This is a genomic window from Methanobrevibacter sp. UBA212 (genome assembly GCF_905233225.1).
Classification (GTDB): domain Archaea; phylum Methanobacteriota; class Methanobacteria; order Methanobacteriales; family Methanobacteriaceae; genus Methanocatella.
The window spans coordinates 36818-57605 of sequence record NZ_CAJODJ010000004.1 but is presented as its reverse complement, the minus strand read 5'-3'; the positions used below and the strand labels follow the sequence as shown (position 1 = coordinate 57605).

General features: G+C 35.4%; 5 protein-coding genes. 3 read left to right on the top strand and 2 right to left on the bottom strand.

What is annotated here, in order from left to right; genetic code table 11:
- Positions 1 to 50: 50 nt before the first annotated feature.
- Both QZ138_RS01335 and QZ138_RS01330 read right to left on the bottom strand, forming a co-directional pair.
- Entirely contained in the window at positions 51 to 2594 is a 2544-nt protein-coding gene (locus QZ138_RS01335) for a hypothetical protein (protein WP_292885245.1), read from the bottom strand.
- A gap of 324 nt (positions 2595 to 2918) precedes the next feature.
- On the bottom strand, positions 2919 to 7097 hold the full coding sequence (locus QZ138_RS01330; protein WP_292885242.1) for a DUF3344 domain-containing protein: 4179 nt from the start codon (positions 7095 to 7097) through the stop codon (positions 2919 to 2921).
- A 399-nt stretch (positions 7098 to 7496) separates the two neighbouring features.
- Here QZ138_RS01330 and QZ138_RS01325 point away from each other — a divergent pair, with 399 nt between their 5' ends.
- The 3 genes from QZ138_RS01325 (at position 7497) to QZ138_RS01315 (ending at position 20777) form a co-directional block, all read left to right on the top strand.
- Entirely contained in the window at positions 7497 to 11531 is a 4035-nt protein-coding gene (locus QZ138_RS01325; protein ID WP_292885240.1) for a C1 family peptidase, read from the top strand.
- Between the two features lie 295 nt (positions 11532 to 11826).
- Complete coding sequence (locus QZ138_RS01320; protein ID WP_292885237.1) at positions 11827 to 16227, top strand: hypothetical protein; 4401 nt, start codon at positions 11827 to 11829, stop codon at positions 16225 to 16227.
- A 38-nt stretch (positions 16228 to 16265) separates the two neighbouring features.
- Complete coding sequence (locus tag QZ138_RS01315; RefSeq protein ID WP_292885234.1) at positions 16266 to 20777, top strand: C1 family peptidase; 4512 nt, start codon at positions 16266 to 16268, stop codon at positions 20775 to 20777.
- Positions 20778 to 20788: the final 11 nt, after the last annotated feature.

Here is a 20788-nt window from a genome sequence, read left to right as displayed (position 1 = left end):
GGAACGGAGTTTGGTTTGAAAGAAAAAAAGTGAATAAGGAATTATATTCCTTATTTGACAATAATTTTAATTTTTTTGGATGATGCGATATAATTTGCATTTCCTTTGAATTTTATAACTGCGGTGTATTTTCCTTTTTTAGTTAACTTTTTGATTTTAAAGGTTGCTTTACCTTTAGCATTTGTTTTTGCTTTGTAAGTTTTTCCTTTAATTTTTAGAGTGACTTGAACCTTTTTAATAGGTTTTTTACCAGATTTTAAAGTTATTGTGTATTTTTTAGTTTTTTTCTTGGCTTTAAAGGCTTTCTTTTTGGCAGTTATTTTGGTTGCTGCTTGTTTGGCATTGGTTTTACTTTGTGATGGTGTTGGAGTTGGATTTGTGTTGTTGGTTGTTTCATTTTGCTGAGGTTCTGTTGAATTGTCTGCATCCGGAATTTCTTTAATTTCAAAGGTAGCATTGACTTCCTTATCTGCCCATCCGTCAACATTTTCCAATTTGACCTTGATGGTGTAATTACCTGCAGGATATGATTTTGTATAATTGATTTCATTGTCTTTGGTGACTTTTCCGGTTTCAATTAACTTATTGTCAGCATCATATATCTTCCAGATGTAATTGCATGTTTCAGGGCCATTGACAACTTCTAATGTCAAGTTCAACTTTTCGCCGACGGTCACATCGTTGGCAATAATGTAGAATTCAGTGATATTGATGGAAGCGTTAACTGTAATATTTGCCTTTTCATCATCGTCAGTCAAAACCCTTATAGTATCTTCTCCGCTTTGCTTAATATTTAATTTGAAACTGCCAATTCCATCACGGATGACAAGAGAATTTGGGATTAGGGAATTTTTATCGGAAGTTATGTTAACGGCAAAATCGGGCATTATGGCAGTTTCTCCGGTAACGTTGTCCTTAAAGCTGATGGTGTAGATTGAATTGCTTGTAGGGGTTTCGTCCCCCTCAACTGTCATTAAAATGATTTGGGATGGGGGTGTTTTGATACCTATTTTACTAAAATCAGGATTATTGGATCCCCAGTAATTATCTTCAAAGTTTGCAATTCTATACTGTACCAGTACTCCGCTTTTTGACCTTACCTTGTTGTTTTCAAATATTGAATTTTGAATTGTCAACTCGCTGCTGGAATCCTGGAAGTTGCTGATTACCGCATAGTTGTTAGCAATGTTTCCTTTAAATATTGAATTTTTGATGAAGTATTTGGAGCCGTAACCTGGGGAGTAAAGGATTGCTCCACCATTTCTTTTTGCATCATTGTTAATGAAGATGTTGTTTTCAATTGGAGATCCGTAGTTTCCCAATGATTTGGACGCATATATTGCTCCGCCGTCTTTTCCGGCCACATTTCCTATGAATGTGTTGTTGGTAAATGGATGGTCTCTGTCATTTTGCATGTCAATGTTTATGTATAATGCTCCACAATCTTCTTCTGCGCTGTTTTCTATAAATCTGTTGTTTATGAAAGTGCTTTTGGAATTGTAACAGTATATAGCTCCGGAATTTTTTGCAGAATTCCTTTCGAAAGTATTGTTTATATAAACGCTTTCAGCACCGTCACGTATGGCTCCAGATCCATATGTTCCAGTATTTTTAATGAATTTTGAGTTGTATATTTTCATGGTTCCTGATTCGGCATGAATTGCGGCACCATGTGCGGAATTTGATTCTGCAATTATGATGTTATTTTCAAAAAGGCTGTTGTGTATTGTGATTTCACTATTTGAACTTGCTGCCTTGATCATTCCCTGTGCGGAATTTTTGGTCTTGATTTTGTTGTTTGTTGCATTGACATTATACAATGTCAATTTTCCATTGTTGTATATTAGGGCATTTGCATATGTTATGGTGTATGTTGTGCTGATTTCAACGAAATTGTTGTCGAATACAGTATTTTTTATGATTAGTTCGTTTGTGTTTTCGATTAATCCATAAGTTGTTTGTGTATTTGATGTAATTTTTGAGTCAACAAATCTGCTGTCTGTGATGGTCATCTGTCCCTTGTTGCAGATGGAAGCGCCTATACTTTCCTTGCCTGTGCCTCCGGCTTGCTTAACTGTGGTGAATATGATGTTGTTTAAAACAGCTATTCCGTTGTTTCTGATTGTTGCATCTTCGCGATTGCTGTTGAATTGATTGTAGTTTCCGTAATCGCTAATTAAGACAATGTTGTTCAATGTTAAATTGCCTGTAGTGGTGATGTCGAACAATTTGGTTAGGTTTGTACTGTTGATTGTATGTCCGTTACCGTTGATTGTCACGGTCTTGTTTATTAAGATTCCTTTTTCTAATCCGACATCAATATCCTTATCGAAGGTATAGTTTTTTTCTAGGTTGATTTCATTGCCTTTTTTGATTTCATCATTCAGGTCTTTATATGTTCCTTTGGTATCATCAGCATTTAAAATGCTACAATCTGATGGTGATTCTTGTATTGTCTCTAAATCTGTATTGTCATCAGCAGATATTGTTTGATTTTCCATGTTGGCATCTGCCGCAGATATTGTGCCTATCGCAATGATAAACGCCAATATAATCATCAGAATAATGCTTGATTTTTTAAGCATGAATCTCATTGTCATAATCTCCTTTTTATTAAATTTTAATAATATTGTATTAAATTATTCATAAAAAAATAAAATTTATTAATACATTAAATCATTTTTTCATTTGATGTATTTAAATGTTTTTTAAGTATTACTGTTTAAATTTGTTATTTTTCAAATGATTAACTAGTTAGCATTTAATTTATAATTTAAAATAATTTAAATCGAATATGCTATTTTAAGTTGGTATGATTCTATTTTTAAAATTTTAAAAGAATTAGGTGAGGAATCAATATAAATTTTTTCTGATATTTATTACTTAAAAAATAGTAAAAAAATAATGATTGTCAGTCATTATTTTTTAATAATCAGTTTTGTTTTTATGGTTTTGGCATTATATAATTTATTTCCTGCAAATTTGATTGTTACTGTGTATTTTCCTTTCTTCTTTAGGTTTATTTTAACAGTTGCAACACCCTTTTTGTTGGTTTTGGCTTTGTATGTTTTACCTTTTATTTTAAAGGTAATTTTTGCACCGGATATTGCTTTTCCTTTGTTTGTCTTAAGTGTTGCAGTCAATTTTTTCTTTTTGGCTTTGACCTTGTATGTTTTCTTCTTTGATGTTAATTTTGGAGTTGTTTTAATTGTTACTTTTGTTTCTGCGGGTGTGCTTTTGTTTTCCGGTTTGTCTGTCTCTTTGTTTTGGGTCTGCATTTCTATTACAATGATGTTTTGCAGTGCAAGGACTGTTCCACCGGTTGAGATGAATCTTATGGTATTTTCTGATTTTATGCTGTTGTTCAAATCAACTTTGAAAACGCCATTGTGCTGTGTATTTGAATATTGCTCCCAAATGTTGCTGTAGGTTTGATTGTTTATTTTCAGGTCTGCATCGCCGTTGTTGGCGCTGGATGCGAAAATGTAGACTGTGGAATTTGAAATGTTTTCCGGAAGGTCAACATTGATAGTGCTTACAGATTCAACTGGCCTGTCTGCCAGGTTATATGAATTTAAAAGCAGGTCTGCATTGTTGCATATGATAATGTTTTTCAAGCTGTTGCTGTTTGTGGTATTGTATAGTGTTATCAATGTTGATGGATATACTGCAGTCAATCTGCTTTCCTTTTTAATGGTGAGTGAATTCTGGCCTTTATATATCAAATCGCTCACGTCATATATCAATAGTCCATATCCGTATTTTCCGCTTGTTCCTAAATTAGATTGGTCTTTATATCTTCCGACCATTTTGCTTTCGATGTTTCTTCCATTAAATGTCAATGAGAGGTTTGGATAATCTGAGGTGCTGGTTTTGTCCCAATTGTATGAAATGTATAGGAATGCGTTTATGATGTTGGAATTTTCTGGAAGTGTTATTTCCCAATTGTCTATTCTGTTTGTCTGTCCGAGCTCAAGATATGTTGAATCTTCCTGTATCTGGATTAAAATGTCTCCACTTATTGTGTTTTGGTAGTTGAACTCACTGATATTGTTTGGATAAGCATAATCCTTTCCGAGATATCCGTTGTATCTAAGTGGGACGATCAGGCTTGAGTTGGCTACACATCTATCGTTTTGATAGATTGCAAGTGTGTAGTTTATGTTCTGGTTTTGTGCTCCTGCAACTGTTGTCTCATCAATCGACCTAGCTGTTTTGTCGGTTAAATGGATTTTAATCCAATCAGTTGTCAGGTACTGTGTTGCATTTGCGACCTCCTTGCCGTCGGCAAACAATCTGAGGCTATAGGTTCCTGTTCTGTTTATCTTCACATTGGCAGTCAGAGTATTGTTTGTTCCAGCATATGCTGTGTTTGCATATTCAGTTTCGAGTTTGATTTGTGTTTTTTCCTTGACTAAAGGATGGGAGAGAATTAAAATGTTTTGTAGGGAAAGGATTGTTCCTCCTGTGGATATGAATGTTATTCTATTTGAAGTTTGGAGGAGGCTTGTCACATCTGCAATGAATGCTCCGTGATAGTTTGTGCCGGTTGAGTTTTCCCATATGTTTTTATAGAGTGCATTGTTGAATTTCAAGTCGGCTTCGTCAACTCCCGCTCCTGCCGCAAATGAGTATAATGTTGCTTTGGTAATGTTTGTAAGGTCTGAAAGTATAATTTGTGTATTGGCTTCAATTGGTCGGTTTGCTAAATTATATGAATTAAAAAGTAAATCGGCACTGTTTTTAATATAAACGGTTTTTAATGTTTCGCTGCCGGTTGTATTGAAGAAGCTTATTAATGTTGGAGGATATACTGGGGTTAGATCCTTTTCTTTTTCAAGCTTGAGAGTATTTCTTCCGTTTCTGATGCAATCGGTAACATTGTAGATTAGAACGCCGTAACCCAGTGTTCCATAACTTCCGACATTTGCCTGATCCTTGTATTTTCCAATGACTCTGTTGTTGATGTTCACGTCATTGAAAATTAGGTTAAATTCTGGATATGGTCCTGTGGTGGTCTTGTCCCAATTATAGGGAACATATAATAATCCTTCTGTAAATTGAGATGTTGAAGATAAGACTGTTCTCCATTCATATTCCTTTTTAGTTACTGATGCACCGATATAGGTTGTATCATCCTGTGTTTGAATCATGATGTCTCCGTTAATTGTTGTGGTATAGTTGAATTCGACATCGGTAATCGGATATCCGTACTCTTTTCCCAGATATCCGTTGTAGAGTAACGGCACAATGAGAGTCTTGTTGCCAATCAGATCCTCATTTCTATAAACATAAACGGTATAGTTTATTTGCTTGTTGTTTGCTCCGGCAACTGTTGTATCATCAATCGGTCTTATGGTATTGTCAGTAAATATTATTTCTTTTGGTGTTCTGCTCAGCTCCTGAATGCTATTGCCAATTTCAATGCCGTCTGCATAAAATTTAACTTCATATATTCCAAAATCTTTGTTTACAAAAACTTTTGTGATTATGGAGTTGTTTGTTCCTGCAAATGCGGTATTTTCATATTCGGTTATGATTTCAATATTTGCGCTTAAGAAAATGACTGTTACATTTACTTTTAATTTGATGCTTCCGAATGTAAGCATATCATCTCCCTTATCAATTGGCACATAGATATAGTATCCGATTCCATTGTTGAGTGGGACTGGAGTTGATGTTGCGAGGTTATTTGATTGCACATCAATGTAATAATCATATATTGAATTGTCCTTTATTTTTAAACCGGTGTTAACTTTATTTAGGGTTATATTGTATATGGTTTCCCTTTCGTTAACTTCTGTCGGGCCGGTTACATTCAGCACAATGTATGTCGGTGTTGAACTTGTTGAAGCTATATCCCTAAAGTCAGGGTCATTTGTTCCCCAGTAATTTTCATCAATGTTTGTTTTGAATGTTGGGGAATCAATCAATTTGTATGGGGCAGTGTTTTTGAGGAAAAGGTTATTGTTTACATTCAATGTTCCAGACCCCTTATTTTGAATGATGTATTTGTCCAATTTGTTTGAATCAAACACGTTTTTGACTATTGTTATATTGTCTGCTGATGATGTAATAGCTGCATCGTTAAATTCGTTTGTTTTAAAGAGAGTATTGTTTATTAATAGTTTGTTCCCATTGGCAGATATTATTCCCAAACGCGGAGAATTGCCTGAAAACAGTGCGGTATTGTTTTCAAATAGGCTGTTCTTAATTGTCAAATTTCCGTTTTCGCTTCTTATAAGTCCTCTAAAGACAGGCTGTGCTGAAGAGGTGTATCGGACATCATTGTTTGTGACGGTTATGTTGTCTAGAATAACTGCGGCGTTAGCATCATTAAATAATATTGTTGAGATTTCATGATTGTTTCCGAATCTGTTTGTCGGAGTGAATCTGTTGTTGTCAAAGATAGTATTTGATATGCTTACCTGTCCGTGATTGTCGATGAATCCTCTCACGTTTATGTTATGCATATTTGTAGTTGCCGTTGTGCTTATTTCAAATTCGGAATCGATAAAGTTGCTGTCTGTTATTGTCAGAGTTCCTGCATTGTAGATGTCTCTGAAATAACCGCTGCCAGTTTGTGAAATTGTTCTTGATGATGTGAAATTGACATTTTTGAATATCAGTTCTCCCTGGTTGTTGATTATTGATGTGTCTCCGTTGAATGTGTTTTTGATGCATATATTATTTAAAATGAGTTTGGCATTGTTTTTAATGTTGAATATTGATAGGATGCCATTTCCGTCTATGGTGAAATTGTTTCCGTTTATTGTTGTGTTTTTCACGATGTCAATACCGTTTTTCAATGAAAAATCATATCTTGAGTTGTATGTGTAATTTTTTGATAATGATATTTCGTTGTTGTTGGATATTTCGGTGTTCAGCTTTGTAAACATTTCGTCTCCAGAGGCGGTGTAAATTTCGTTTTCATTTTGCGATATAATGTCTTCATTTGCATTTTCAGCAATTATATGGTCTTCGGTATTGTTTTCCAGACTGACTATTTCTCCTGTTGAGTCGTCTTGCGCAAAAGCAAAACTGGAAAACAATATCAGAATAGTCAATGTTGTCAGAATTAATATTTTTCTTTTCATTTTTTTTCCTCAACAATTTTAGTAATATTATTTATTAATTAATTATTATGAGATTATCTTTGGAGTAATAAGTTATATAATGTTTTAGTTTTTCGTTTATTTTCCCTGTTTGGCTTTATTAATGTAAAAAAGATGTTTTTTTTTAAATAAAATTTAAATATTTGTTATTCTAAGGAAATATTGTCATAAATTAATTTTTTTGTTAAATAATTTGTTTTTTTATATAATTCTTTTTCTTTTGTGTTTGTTTTTCTTTGATTTAAGTAATACTTTTTATTTCTTCTTTTAACTTAAGTAATACTTTAAGGGCTTTTTTTCTAAAAAAAGTATTAAATAGTTATTTAAATGGTAAATAATCATAGTAAATATTAATAACTTATTTAATGTTGGTGAGTAGACTTGTTAAACATAAAACATAAATTTATTTTCTTATTACTTGTAATGCTGATTGTGCTTGCAGTTGCTCCTCAAATTTCAGCACATGAAAACAGCACTCATGAGGATTTAATTTTACAGACTGATGACTTAAATAATGTATCTATTGACGATTCCGATGTGTTATCATCGGATTTGAAAGGTGCCACTTATTATTTCAACAGTTCATCAGATGTTGATGGGGACGGATCTAAGGACAATCCGTATAATCATATTGATTATTCAAGGTTTCAGGTGTCATCAACGCTTTACCTTGCTGATGGGGAATACAATTTCTCTCAGAACAAATATGTTAATGGAATCAATTTGATAGGCCAGAATGTCGATAAGACCATTTTAAGATATACCGGACCTGATAAGACTGGAATATTGTTCATTGATCCAGGAAAGACTTTCATCGTTGAGAATGTGACTCTTATAGGATTCAACATTGATGTTGAAGGAGGAACATTTTATGCAAAAAACACCGTAATTCGTGATGCCACTGCGATTCCAACATACACCGAAGCAACCGATCTTGTTAATTCCGCATCCAATTCATTCGGCGGTGCCATTAAGGCCTACAAGTCAGAATCAAACTCACCATTAATCTCGCTTGAAAACTGTACATTGGTAAACAACACTGGGGAATATGGCGGTGCAATTCATAGCACTGGTGGAAGATTAATCATCAAAAGATCCAATTTTTTCAATAACTATGCATATAACTATGGCGGAGCAATAGTTGCATTATATGGATGTTCAGTAGAAATAGAGAACAGCAATTTCACCAATGACTATTCAATCAACGATGCTGGAGGGGCTTTTTATCTGCTTAAATCCCAATTGAAGGCATCAAACTTGTATGTTTCTAATTCTTCCTCAACTTTTGGGGCAGCCATAACTGCATTGGATTCAAATATTGCATTGACACATTTCACTGCTGAAAACAACACTGCAAAGTATGAGGGGGGAGCCGTTTATGCATTGTATAATTCGGTATCTTTTATAGACTCAGTATTTAGAGATAATCATGCAAGAAATGGGGGAGCCATTTTTGCAGACGAATTGAAATTCTTTGAGCTTGAAAACAACCAGTTCCTGAGAAATACGGCATCCCAATTCGGCGGTGCGGTTCATTCGATGATGAACTCAATAGACAAGATTTTTTATAACATCTATGAAGGCAACCATGCGCCTGTAGAAAATGACTTTTTCGAAACAAATGTTACCATGGTGACCCTTAATGATGCAGAATATACTATGGTTTACAAGGATTACGAATATTATGGATTCATACCGACTTCCTATGATTTGAGGGAGTTCGGAATGGTCACACCCGTCAAGGACCAGCAAAGTGGAGGGAACTGCTGGGCATTTGCATCCATAGCAGCATTGGAATCAGCCATTCTGAAGGCATCAGGCATGAAGCTTGACCTTTCGGAAGAGAACATGAAGAATATCATGCAGAAGTATTCAGACTATGGATGGTCCACAATTGAAACCAACAACGGCGGTTATGATGACATGGCCTTGGGATATCTTGTAAATTGGATCGGACCTGTTTTGGAGGGAATCGATAATTATGATGATTACAGTATGCTGTCTCCACTTCTGGACCCTATCACTCATGTTCAAAACATACTCTATATTAAACGCGAGGGATACACAGACAATAATGCCATAAAGGAAGCGGTAATGAAATACGGCGCAGTTTCTACAGGAATATTCTTTTCAGGATACTACTTTAATGATGTGACAAATGGATATTACTGTCCGATGCCTACATATGCAAATCATGGAGTTGCAATTGTCGGATGGGACGATTCATATTCAAAGGATAATTTCTTTGCCGTTCCGGAGGGAGATGGTGCATGGATAGTCAAGAACAGCTGGAATACAGACTGGGGAGACAACGGATATTTCTATGTGTCATATTATGATAAGGTGTTTGCCGAAGTCGGAATTCCCGATGCAACCTATGCCTTTGTATTCAATGATTCTGCAAAATACGAGAAGAATTACCAATATGACCTAATCGGAAAGACAAATTATTTCGCCACTGGTAAAAATACGGTATGGGTTGAAAACATATTCAACGCAACAGGTTATGACATGTTGGCAGGTGTTTCAAGCTATTTCAGAAAGCCAACCGATTACACCCTATTCATTTTTGTCAATGATGAACTTAAGCTAACAAAAACAGGAAAATGTGATCCTGGATACATAACAATTAACTTGGGAGATTATATTCCGCTGCAGCCTAATGATACCTTTAAGGTAAGGTTCAAGCTTGATGCTAAGGATGGTGCAGAATTTGCAGTATCTGAGTGGGAGATTGCAAGCAAAAAGGATAACACCACTGGAGTTTCATTTTTCAGTAAGGATGGTGTGGAATGGATTGACCTGTATGACTATGCATACACATCCTATTTGGATAATGGTCATCAATTCAATTCTCAGGTGGCCTGTATCAAGGCATTTACGATATCATATGAGCTCCAGCATTTTGTTGACTTGAACGTTGAAAACGAGTTCAATAAGGTCAATATCTCCGCTATGGTTTATGACCAGTTTGACAATCCTGTTAAGTCAGGCAATTTGAGATTGAATATTGACGGAATAGACTACTTTGCCGAAATAGAAAACGGTAATGCCACTTTCACCCATGTCTTTGAAAATAAGGGAGAATTCAATATAAATGCAAGCTATAGAAATGGCCATTCCAATTATGTCGTGGAGGTCACAGTCATCGATGCGGACATTGAAGTTGAAGTTCTTAAGGATGGAAATAATGTAATAATCAATTTTGAAAGCCCATTTGACATCAATTCATCATTGAACGTCACAATCAATGGCAATGACAATCGCACAATTGATTTTGAAAATGGCAGGGCGTTATTGACATTAATGGATTTGCCTTACGGTAGCTATACTTTAAATTGCCGGCTTGTTGACGAGTATTATGGCAGCTTCTTCAATTCCAATTTTGTAGTTCTTGTCAATAAGACTAAAATGATTGCAGATGATTTGTTGTCCTATTCTGAGAGTGAAGCAGTTTATTCGGTCATTTTAAGAGATGTCAATGGAAATTCAATTGCCAATCGTCAGGTCTTTTTCATCATCAATGGAATTCAATATATTGGAGTTACCAATTGGGGCGGCAAAGCGACAATAACTGCCAAATTGCCTGGTTTCGGCAGTTATGATGTTATGGTTAACTTCTATGGTGATGAAAGCTATCTTGATATTTCAGACAAGCGCACTATTCAGCTCATTTCAAGCATCATAACTTCAAGCTCAATCAATGGCAATGAATTTGAAGCGGTTTTATTGAATGGTCTCGGAGCTCCTTTGGTCAATGCGGATGTTGAGGTAAATGTCGGTGAAGTGAAATATTCTACAAAAACCGATAGTTTCGGAAGAATTTCCTTAAAATTAAGCGATATAAAATCAGATAAAAACTATGAAGTAAAGATTGCCAATCCATCTACCGGAGAGACCCTGCAAAGAAATATGAAGGTGGCTCAGGTGATTAGTGAAAATAAGGATGTTGTCATGTATTATGGTGATGGATCTGCATATAAGGTTAAGGTCAGTAATGGCAAAGGTGAAATCGTCAAGTTCATGGTCGGCAAGAGCGTGTATTATGCGGAAACGGATAATTTGGGATATGCATTGGCCAAATTCAATTTAAAACCAGGTAGCTATAAGGTCACTGCAACATATAAAGGCATAAGTGTATCCAATAATCTTGTCATTAAAAAAGTTTTGTTCACAAAGAATATCTCCAAAAAGAAGTCCAAGAAAATCAAGTTCAAAGCAACTTTAAAGCAGGGTAAAAAGGCTTTATCTCATAAAAAAATTATATTTAGGATTAATGGAAAGGTATTTGCTGCAAAGACCAATAATAGGGGCGTTGCAACAGTAACCTTGAAGAATTTGAAAGTCGGCAAACATAAGATTTTCTCAATTTACAGGGGATTAAAAGTTAAAAACACCATTAAAATTAAAAAATAATTCAATTTATTTTTTATTTTTTTTCTTTTCTTTTTTGTAGGGTTAATTTTTGAAAAAAATTTTATAAAATCATTGTTTTTGAATAAATTAATTCAATTAAAAATGATTAAAACTTTTTAAAAGTATTACAATAACCTTATTTTTTCTATAAAAAGTAATACTGCCGTTATTTCGATGAAAAAAGTAAAAATTAAGTATATTAAAATTCATAAATATAATTGTAATAATTTTTTATTTATTTTTATTATAATGTTATTACATTAATTAATTTTATTAATAAAAGGAGAAATGGACAATGAAAATTAGACTTTCGGCGATATTTGCCATAATTATAATTGGTGCTGTTTTGATTTCAGCCGTTTCAGCTGTGGATTTCATTGAAGATTCAAATTCTACAGATTTGCAAGCGGGTAATGTCGAAAATTTGGAAATCGAAACATCAGATTATGGTTATGATGATACAGGTAATGATCCTGAAGAAACAATATTAAATACAGACAATTCGGATTCACTGGCTGATGCTCAATCCAATCAGGTTAAATATGTAAGGCCGGATGGAACTGATGATGCAGGTTATGGAACTTCAGACAATCCATACAAAACCATCAAGTATGCGGTTTCACAATCCGATGAAAATGACACAATATTTGTATATGAAGGAAGGTATGATGAAAATTCAATTTCTTTAACAAAATCATTGAATATTGTCGGTGAAAACAAAAACGTTATTGTCACTTCAAGTTTGAATAGCAGAAACGTATTTGAATCACCATACAATGAAAACGGAAATCACATCAGCTTAAGATTTGAAAATCTGACATTTGACTTGATAAAACCTGGTCAGTTCAATGCGATTCTGTATCTTAGAAATGATGACAGAAACGAAATTGTTGATTGCGTGTTTACAAACAATGACGGTCAATATGGCATATGGAGTGCCGCTGGAGAGACTGTCATTGCCAACTGTGAATTTAGGGACAATACATACACATCATCCGGAAACATTATCTACCTGTCAGGTAAGGGCTTTCAGAATCTTACAAATGTTACCTTTGCTAAGACCTCAAATGTAGGCAACGGTGTTTTAAGTTTGATTTATGTAGTAAATAGGCCGAACAGGGTGTATGTTGAAAATATCAGTATTGAGGATTCATCTGGAATATTATATGGATTCAATATTGGAAATAATGGTTATGGGAATATTAACAATACCTTAACAGTTAAAAATGCTAAGATTGAGTATAATGAATTGCGTAAATCCACTTCTAATCAGGGGGGATGCATATTTTTAATGTCTGGACCTACAAAACTTGAAATTACAAATTCCACAATTGTTAACAATACCGTTGAAAGAGGAATTTTTGCAGGAACCAGCAATGAAACCAAATTCAATGTTAATTATAATTTGATTTATGAAAATGAGGGGAACATATTGTTTAGCGTAAGTTCCTCCAAGCCTGTAACAGAGTATAATATGGATTATAATTATTGGGGAAGCGAAAATCCTGATTTAGGTGATTTAAATGTATATATTATCGCAACAAACAAGTATTTGAATGAAACTAAAGTAATCAAAAATAAAACTGCCCCTACAATGAATGTAAACGTTGTAAATCCAATAAGTTTTGAAGGGGATGATGTGATAATAGATGTGGATTTAAATGATGATGCTACAGGAGATATTGCATTAATCGGCATCGATACAGAACCGCAAATTCTTCAGAACGGTTCAACAACATTCACATTAAAAAATCTGCTTCCAAATTCATATGCAGTAACGCTACACTATTCTGGTGATGACAGATACAGGCAGAATGATTATGAAATTGCTTTTATCGTTAAAAGCATACATGACACTGACATTCAGGTTGGATGTTACAAGATATTGAACGGTTTAATCAATGGAAATGATTTCATTGAATTGGACAAGGATTACGAGTTCAATTCCAGTTTGGATTCCAGTTTAAAAGATGGAATTCCAATCAATAAGAATGTTGTCATTGATGGAAAAGGATTTTCAATAAACACTACCTCAGATGCGAAATTATTCAATATTGGCCAGGAAGGTGATGTGACTCTGAAAAACATAGTTTTATTGAATTACAATCCTCAGTCTGCTTCAGCAATTACCAATGGCGGTAAGCTAATGTTTGACAATGTAACATTCGCCTCTCAAAAGCAGATTGCAGCGGGCAATCTGAATGCTGCAATTGTAAATAACGGTAAATTGATAGTCAACAATTCCAATTTTGCTGATTCTCTCATAAATTGCTCAGGAAACGGCTTATTATATGTATATGGATTGTTGATTAGAAATTCAGGTAATTTGATGATTGAAAATACCAACATTTCCAATAATGGTATTGTCGCAAGGGCAAGCACAGTCCAGATTCATGGGGGCATAATCTACAATTCCGGAAGGATGTCATTCAATAAGGTCAATATGTCTGGAAGCTTCATCCATGTCAAGTCATCCGTATCTACCGTTTTCGGATTTGTTTTAGGTGAATCCAATAATTCAGACATTTCCATATATGGCTCCAATTTTGAAGACAATGAAATAATCAATGATGCAACAACTAATTCTGCAATGACAAATGTTCTCAGGGCATCCAATGGAGATTTGGAAGTCTACAATTCAAGGTTTGTTAACAATACAGGATCCCTGAACGGTGGTGCCATAGGATACTATTCACAAAAAGAGCTGATTATTGAAAACAACCTGTTCGATTCAAATTCCGCAACAATCCAGGGTGGAGCTATTTTCTTATCAGGAAACCTCAAATCCAACAACAATACATTCAGAAACAACTTTGCGGGACGTAACGGTGGTGCAATGTATGTTTATGGATATTATGACACTAAAAATCCTGAACTGGGTAATGTCGTAAGTACCAATGACCTGTTTGAATATAATTGGGTTGAATCCTCTCCTGATGCATACGGTCAGGCCTCAATTTTGTCTTGGGGAGGAGCAATATGTTCCAAAGCCGGAAATATGACTTTATACAATGACACATTTTATAAAAACAAGGCACTGATGGGTGACGGTGGAGCCCTTGCAAATTACTTGAGCAGCTGGCTTCAGGTATCACACTGTATCTTTAAGGAAAATGAGGCAACAAGATGGGACATCTGGACACATGCTTCAGGATTGGGCGGAGCTATTCTAATCCCTCAGACTGAAATGGTTGATGATGATAACTATGCCACTTTCAACATCGAATATTCAATTTTTGACAATAACATTGCGATTGCAGGTTCTGCACTGTATTCCGTTCCGTATCAGGATGTTCCATGTGATTTCATTTCAAACAATAACTACTGGGGCTCAAATAACCCATTCTTCAAGGAATTGATTGGTAAATATCAGCTCAGTGATGTTGTATTTCCGGACAATTATGTGATAATGGAAATTGAAGGAAATGAAACTGTTTATGTAAGCTCTTCAAATACGTATAAGATTACCCTAAACAAGGTCAATGAAAACGGAACCATCAGGGAGTTGGGGGATGTCATGCCTGACTGGGAAGTGAAACTGTCTTCAACCTTAAATCCTCTGTCCGATTCAAGTGTGTTGATTAAGGAAAGTGAAGCCGATTTCCAATATGACGCTTTGAAAAGCGGTTCTGAAACATTTTCCGTAAATAACCGATACTATAAGAAAAATATTGAAGTAATAAAAATGGATTCCAAATTGGAATTGGACTATGTCAATACTGCCAACGGAGTTTTAGTAAATGTTTATCTGGCCGATGATATTAACGGCACTGTCAGTGTTGAATTGAATGGACAGACATATAATGAATCTGTCAATAATGGTGTTGCATCGTTCACTCTTCCAAAATTGCCGATAGGCAACACAAACATTACAGTTTCATTTGGCGGAAATGGTAAATACAATTCATTTTCACAGGATAAACAAATCACTATTGAAAAGTATGTGATTGATGAAAGTCAGGTCGAAACCGGTTTGTCCGCTTCAAATGTTTTCACCGTCACTTTGCCGAAAGATGCAACAGGAAGGGTTTTATTTGATGTTGATGGAAGGAATTTCTATGCAAATATTAGAGACGGTATTGCAAGCTTGGACATATCCTCTTTAGGAGAAGTTAAAAGCATCAAATGGACATATCCTGGTGATGAGAAGTATGGAGAAATCAACGGCAGTTTTTTAGTCAATACTGCTGTGAAAATAATAGGCAACAGGAATATGGTTGTATTTTACAGCGACAATTCAGTATTCAAGGTTCAGATTGTAGATTCCAACGGAAAACCTGTTGGCGAAGGCAGGGACGTATCATTCAAAATCAATAATAAGGTAATAAATGCCAAAACTGACAAGAATGGATTTGCATCATTTAAAATCAATCAGGTTCCGAAAAAATACACCATAATAACCAAATGCGGAAATGCCGAGGTGAAAAATACCGTTACAGTCAAAATGGTATTGTTTGCTAAAAATATCTCCAAGAAGAAATCCAAAAAGATCAAATATACCGCTAAAATCAAAGGCAAAAAGCCATTCAAAGGCAAAAAGGTAATCTTTAAAATCAATGGAAAGAAATATTCTGCAAAAACCAACAAGAAGGGTATTGCAACAGTTTATCTTAAGAACCTGAAAGTGGGCAAACATAAAATTGTCATAAAGTACATGAATACAAAGGTGACAAAAACAGTCAAAATCAAAAAATAAGTGAATCTTCAATTCATTTATTTTTTTGGAGGATTTAAATGATTAAGTTTAGTAAAATGGTCATATTGGTGATATTCATCCTTTTGGTGTTCATGTCGCCTTCATTTGCATTGGATAACGAAACGGCAGATGCAGTTGATGTGGGCATTGGCGAGGAACCGCTGGCCGCAGACATTTATGTGAATGCATCAACTGACGGTACCGGTGACGGTTCGATTGACAATCCCTACCGCAATTTGGAGAATGTCAAAATCGAAAAGGACAGTGTTGTGCATTTAACCGATGGCAACTACTCCTATAAGTCATTCAGGTCTTTAAATAATGTGACAATCATTGGCCAGAGTATGAACAGCACTGTCATATCATGCAACAGGTTGGAGATAACTTCCAATATTCTGACCTTAAAGAATTTGACAATAATCGGTGCAACGTTCAAAAATCAGGGCGATTTCACCGCTGAAAACGTAATCTTCAAAGATAGTGTTGGACATGCATTGGATGAGTATGGAAACTCCTATGGAGGATGCATATACACTTCCTATAAGCAGGATGACGAGAAGCATCATATGATTTCGCTGACAGATTGCCATTTCTTCAACAACAGTGCAGAGTATGGTGGAGCAATCTATATTGATGAGGGGTATATGGAGATAAATAACTGCTTTTTCATCAACAACCATGCATATAATTACGGTGGTGCAATCAGCGCAGTGAATGCAAATAAGATTACAATCAAGAAATCAAGATTTGTCCATGACTACTCAACAAATGACTGCGGGGGAGCAATCTATGTCTTGTCTACAGGCCTGACATTGGATGATGTTGAAATAAGTGACTGCTCTTCCACATTTGGTGCTGCAATAACAGGCCTGAATGCCCAATTTGATATAAACAAGTTATATTCCATTGGAAATGTGGCCAAATATGATGGGGGCGCAATTTATCAGATGTACGGAACTGCCCTGATAACCGCTTCAAGTTTCATAAACAATTCCGCAAACAATGGTGGTGCACTATTTTTGGATAATGTAACCAAGTTGCTTTTGATATCCAACAGTTTCATAAACAATTCCGCTAAACTCTGTGCAGGGGCATTCTATTCCATTTCAAACATCCAATACAGCAACATCGCTAACGTTTATGAGAATAATCATGCGTCAATAAACGACGATGTCTACAATGTCACCACAATCAATCCGATAATGCAATCATCCAACTACACTTCCTTCAGGTACGTTCCCCAGGGAGATATCATTTTGCCGGAGTATTACAACCTTGTCGATGACGGCTTTGTGACTCCAGTAAAGGATCAGCAGGACAGTGGAAACTGCTGGTCATTTGCCGTTTTGGCTGCTTTGGAATCATGCATTTTAAAGTCAAGCAATGTCACTTATGATTTGTCTGAAGAGAACATGAAGAATTTGATGGCATCATTTTCGGATTATGGATGGCAGATTGATGTGAATGAGGGAGGATATGATGATATGGGTGTCGGATATCTTGTTGGATGGCTTGGGCCGATTTTGGAATCTCAGGATATGTTTGATGACAGAAGCTCATTATCCCCCTTGCTGAATTCAATTATGCATGTTCAAAATGTTGTTTACCTTAAAAGGGAAAATTATCTGGATAATGACGGAATAAAAGAAGCGATCTTAAGATATGGTGCTGTTGCAACTGGAATCTATTATTCTGGTCTGTATCTCCTGGGCAGCAGCTATTACTATTATGACACAATCATGCCGTCAAATCATGCTGTGACAATTGTAGGATGGGACGACGACTATTCCAGATTCAATTTCAATCACGTTCCCGAAGGTGACGGTGCATTTATAGTTAAGAACAGTTGGGGATCTGATTGGGGAGATAACGGATATTTCTATGTTTCATATTATGATACAAAATTCGCTCAGGTCGGAAAGGATGAGGTGTCATATACATTTATCTTAAATGATACAATCAAATACGATAAGAACTATCAGTATGACATTTCAGGAAAGACAGATTACCTGATTACCGGACAGAGTACCATATGGTATCAGAATATTTTCAATGCAACCGGAAGCGAATATCTTGCTGCGGTTTCCACATATTTCAATGTGCCGACAGATTGGGATGTTTCAATATATGTCAATGATGTATTTAGAGCGAACAAAATCGGTCACTCTCCTGCAGGTTATTATACTATCAATTTGGGCGACTTGATTTCAATAAACTCTGGAGATATATTCAGGGTTGTTTTCAAACTTGATTGTGAAGGATACGCCAACGTGCCGATTGTTGAGTCAAGGTATATAAACAAGGTTCCGTTTTCCTCAGGCGTTTCCTATTTCAGTAAAGACGGTGAAAATTGGATTGATCTCTTCGATTATACATTTTCAGATTTCAATCACAGATACATATCCCAGTTGGCTTGCATTAAGGCATTTGTAATATCAAGTAAACTAAATTCAACACTCAAATTGGACGTGTCAGATAAGGGGGTTGATTCTGTCAATATTAAGGCCATGGTTCGGGACCAATATGGGAACTTGATCAATTCAGGTGAAGTGATTTTCACTATCGAAGGAAGTCAGTACCATGTCAATGTTTCAAATGGGGTGGCGAGCATTGTGCACATATTTGAAGATAAGATGTCCAATGTGGTTTCTGCCGTATTCAACAGCGAAGGTTACAATCCTTCACAGGACAGTAGTGAAATCATATTTTATGATGCGGACATTTCATTAAGCATTGAAAATATATCTTATGGGGATGATTTGGTTGCAGAAATTACCCTAAAGGATGTTCAGGGTAATTTCCTTAATGATATTGTGACTTTAACCGTATCCAACAGGACATATAACGTTCAGGTAAACGGCAAGAGGTCATATGTCATTCCAGATTTGCTGGATATAGGCTCTTATGAGGTCAACGTTACATGCAGACAACTGAATGACAGCGTTTTAATCAATGTTTCTAAAGTTAAAGTGGATTTGGAGGTAAATGTAACTGACTTGAGAGATTATGTTGTAATAGATTTCATGTTTTCAAGATCAATTGATGCAATGGTAAATATATCAGTTTCCGGTAAAAATTATTCTGTAAATGCTGTTTTTGGAAAGGGAAGCCTGATTTTGGATGACCTGGACTATGGCACCTATCAGATTAATGTAACCTTCCAAAATAAAAATTATGAGCCGATTCACAAAAATTATGTCATTCAGACAAGCGCATATAAAAGTAAAATTATGCCGATTGATTTCAAATGCAATGATGAAGGAATCGTTTATGTGGTAAACTTGTCTAGATGGGATAATTCTCCTATAGTCAATCAGAAAATCAGTTTTGCAATAAATGGCCAAAATTATCAAAATATCACTGATGCTGATGGTTGTGCAAAATTCGTTTTCAATCTGGTAAATGGAATGTACTCAATAAATGTTGATTTTATGGGTTATGGGGATATTCTTGGATGCGAATACCTGGATGTTTTAAATGTTACTAGGGTACCGGTCACAGTCGTTGATGTTTCAATTCCATCAAAAGCCACTGCATTTGATGAAAGAAATATTATTGTATTATTTTCAGATAATGCAAGAGGTAATCTTACAGTTTCAGTTGATGATGTCATTTTCATTGATGGATATTACAATTTAACCCAATTCAATATCCCATTGTCAGGTCTTGCTGTTGGAAATCATGATGTTGCCGTTTTATACAGTGGAATTGAAGGTTATTTATATTCCAATGTTTTCAATATTTCACTGACCAAGGCAGTTGCTAAGGTAGAAATAAAATTAGAAAACTTGTATGTCGGCCAGACTGCTCAAATCATCTTTGATTTGCCTGCAGATATGAACGGATATGTCTTTGTAGATGTTGAAGGCAAGAACTATTATTCCAAGATAATCGATGGCAGGGCAATATTTAAAATCGACGATTTGTCTTTCGGCAAAAAAACGTTATATTACAGCTATGACGGTGATAATAACTATTTATCTGCTGAAAGCAGCGTGATTCTTGATGTAATCTATTCTGCAACATTGTCCGGCAATAAGGATGTTGTCATGAGTTATGATGATGGTTCTGTCTATCGTGTGCAGCTGTCCAAAGCGGATGGGGCAAGCCCAAGCGGTGAAATTGTAACCGTGAATATTGATGGAAAATCCCATAGGATCACTGCCGATAGGAACGGATGGGTATCCTTTAAGATTAATTCAAAGCCTGGAAGCTACATAATCACTGCTGATTATAACGGTTTTAAGGTATCCAATAAGGTAACCGTCAAATCCATTGTGAAGCTGAATTCGGTAAAAATCAAGAAATCCTCTAAAAAGGTGATTATAAAGGCAACATTGAGCAAAGTAAACGGCAAGTATCTCAAAGGCAAAAAAATCACTTTCAAATTCAATGGAAAGAAATATTCCGCTAAAACAAACAATAAGGGTGTTGCCAAAGTGTCCCTTAAGAAAAATGTTGTTAAAAAGCTTAAGGCCAATAAGAGATATTCAATTCAAGTAAGTTATCTGAAAGATATGGTTAAAAAATCAATAATTGTTAAAAAATAAGGTTATTAAGG

Excerpts from the sequence above, each read along its gene's own strand:
- QZ138_RS01335 (WP_292885245.1), bottom strand. The coding sequence starts at position 2,594 with ATGAGATTCATGCTTAAAAAATCAAGCATTATTCTGATGATTATATTG.
- QZ138_RS01330 (WP_292885242.1), bottom strand. The coding sequence starts at position 7,097 with ATGAAAAGAAAAATATTAATTCTGACAACATTGACTATTCTGATATTG.
- QZ138_RS01320 (WP_292885237.1), top strand. The coding sequence starts at position 11,827 with ATGAAAATTAGACTTTCGGCGATATTTGCCATAATTATAATTGGTGCT.
- QZ138_RS01315 (WP_292885234.1), top strand. The coding sequence starts at position 16,266 with ATGATTAAGTTTAGTAAAATGGTCATATTGGTGATATTCATCCTTTTG.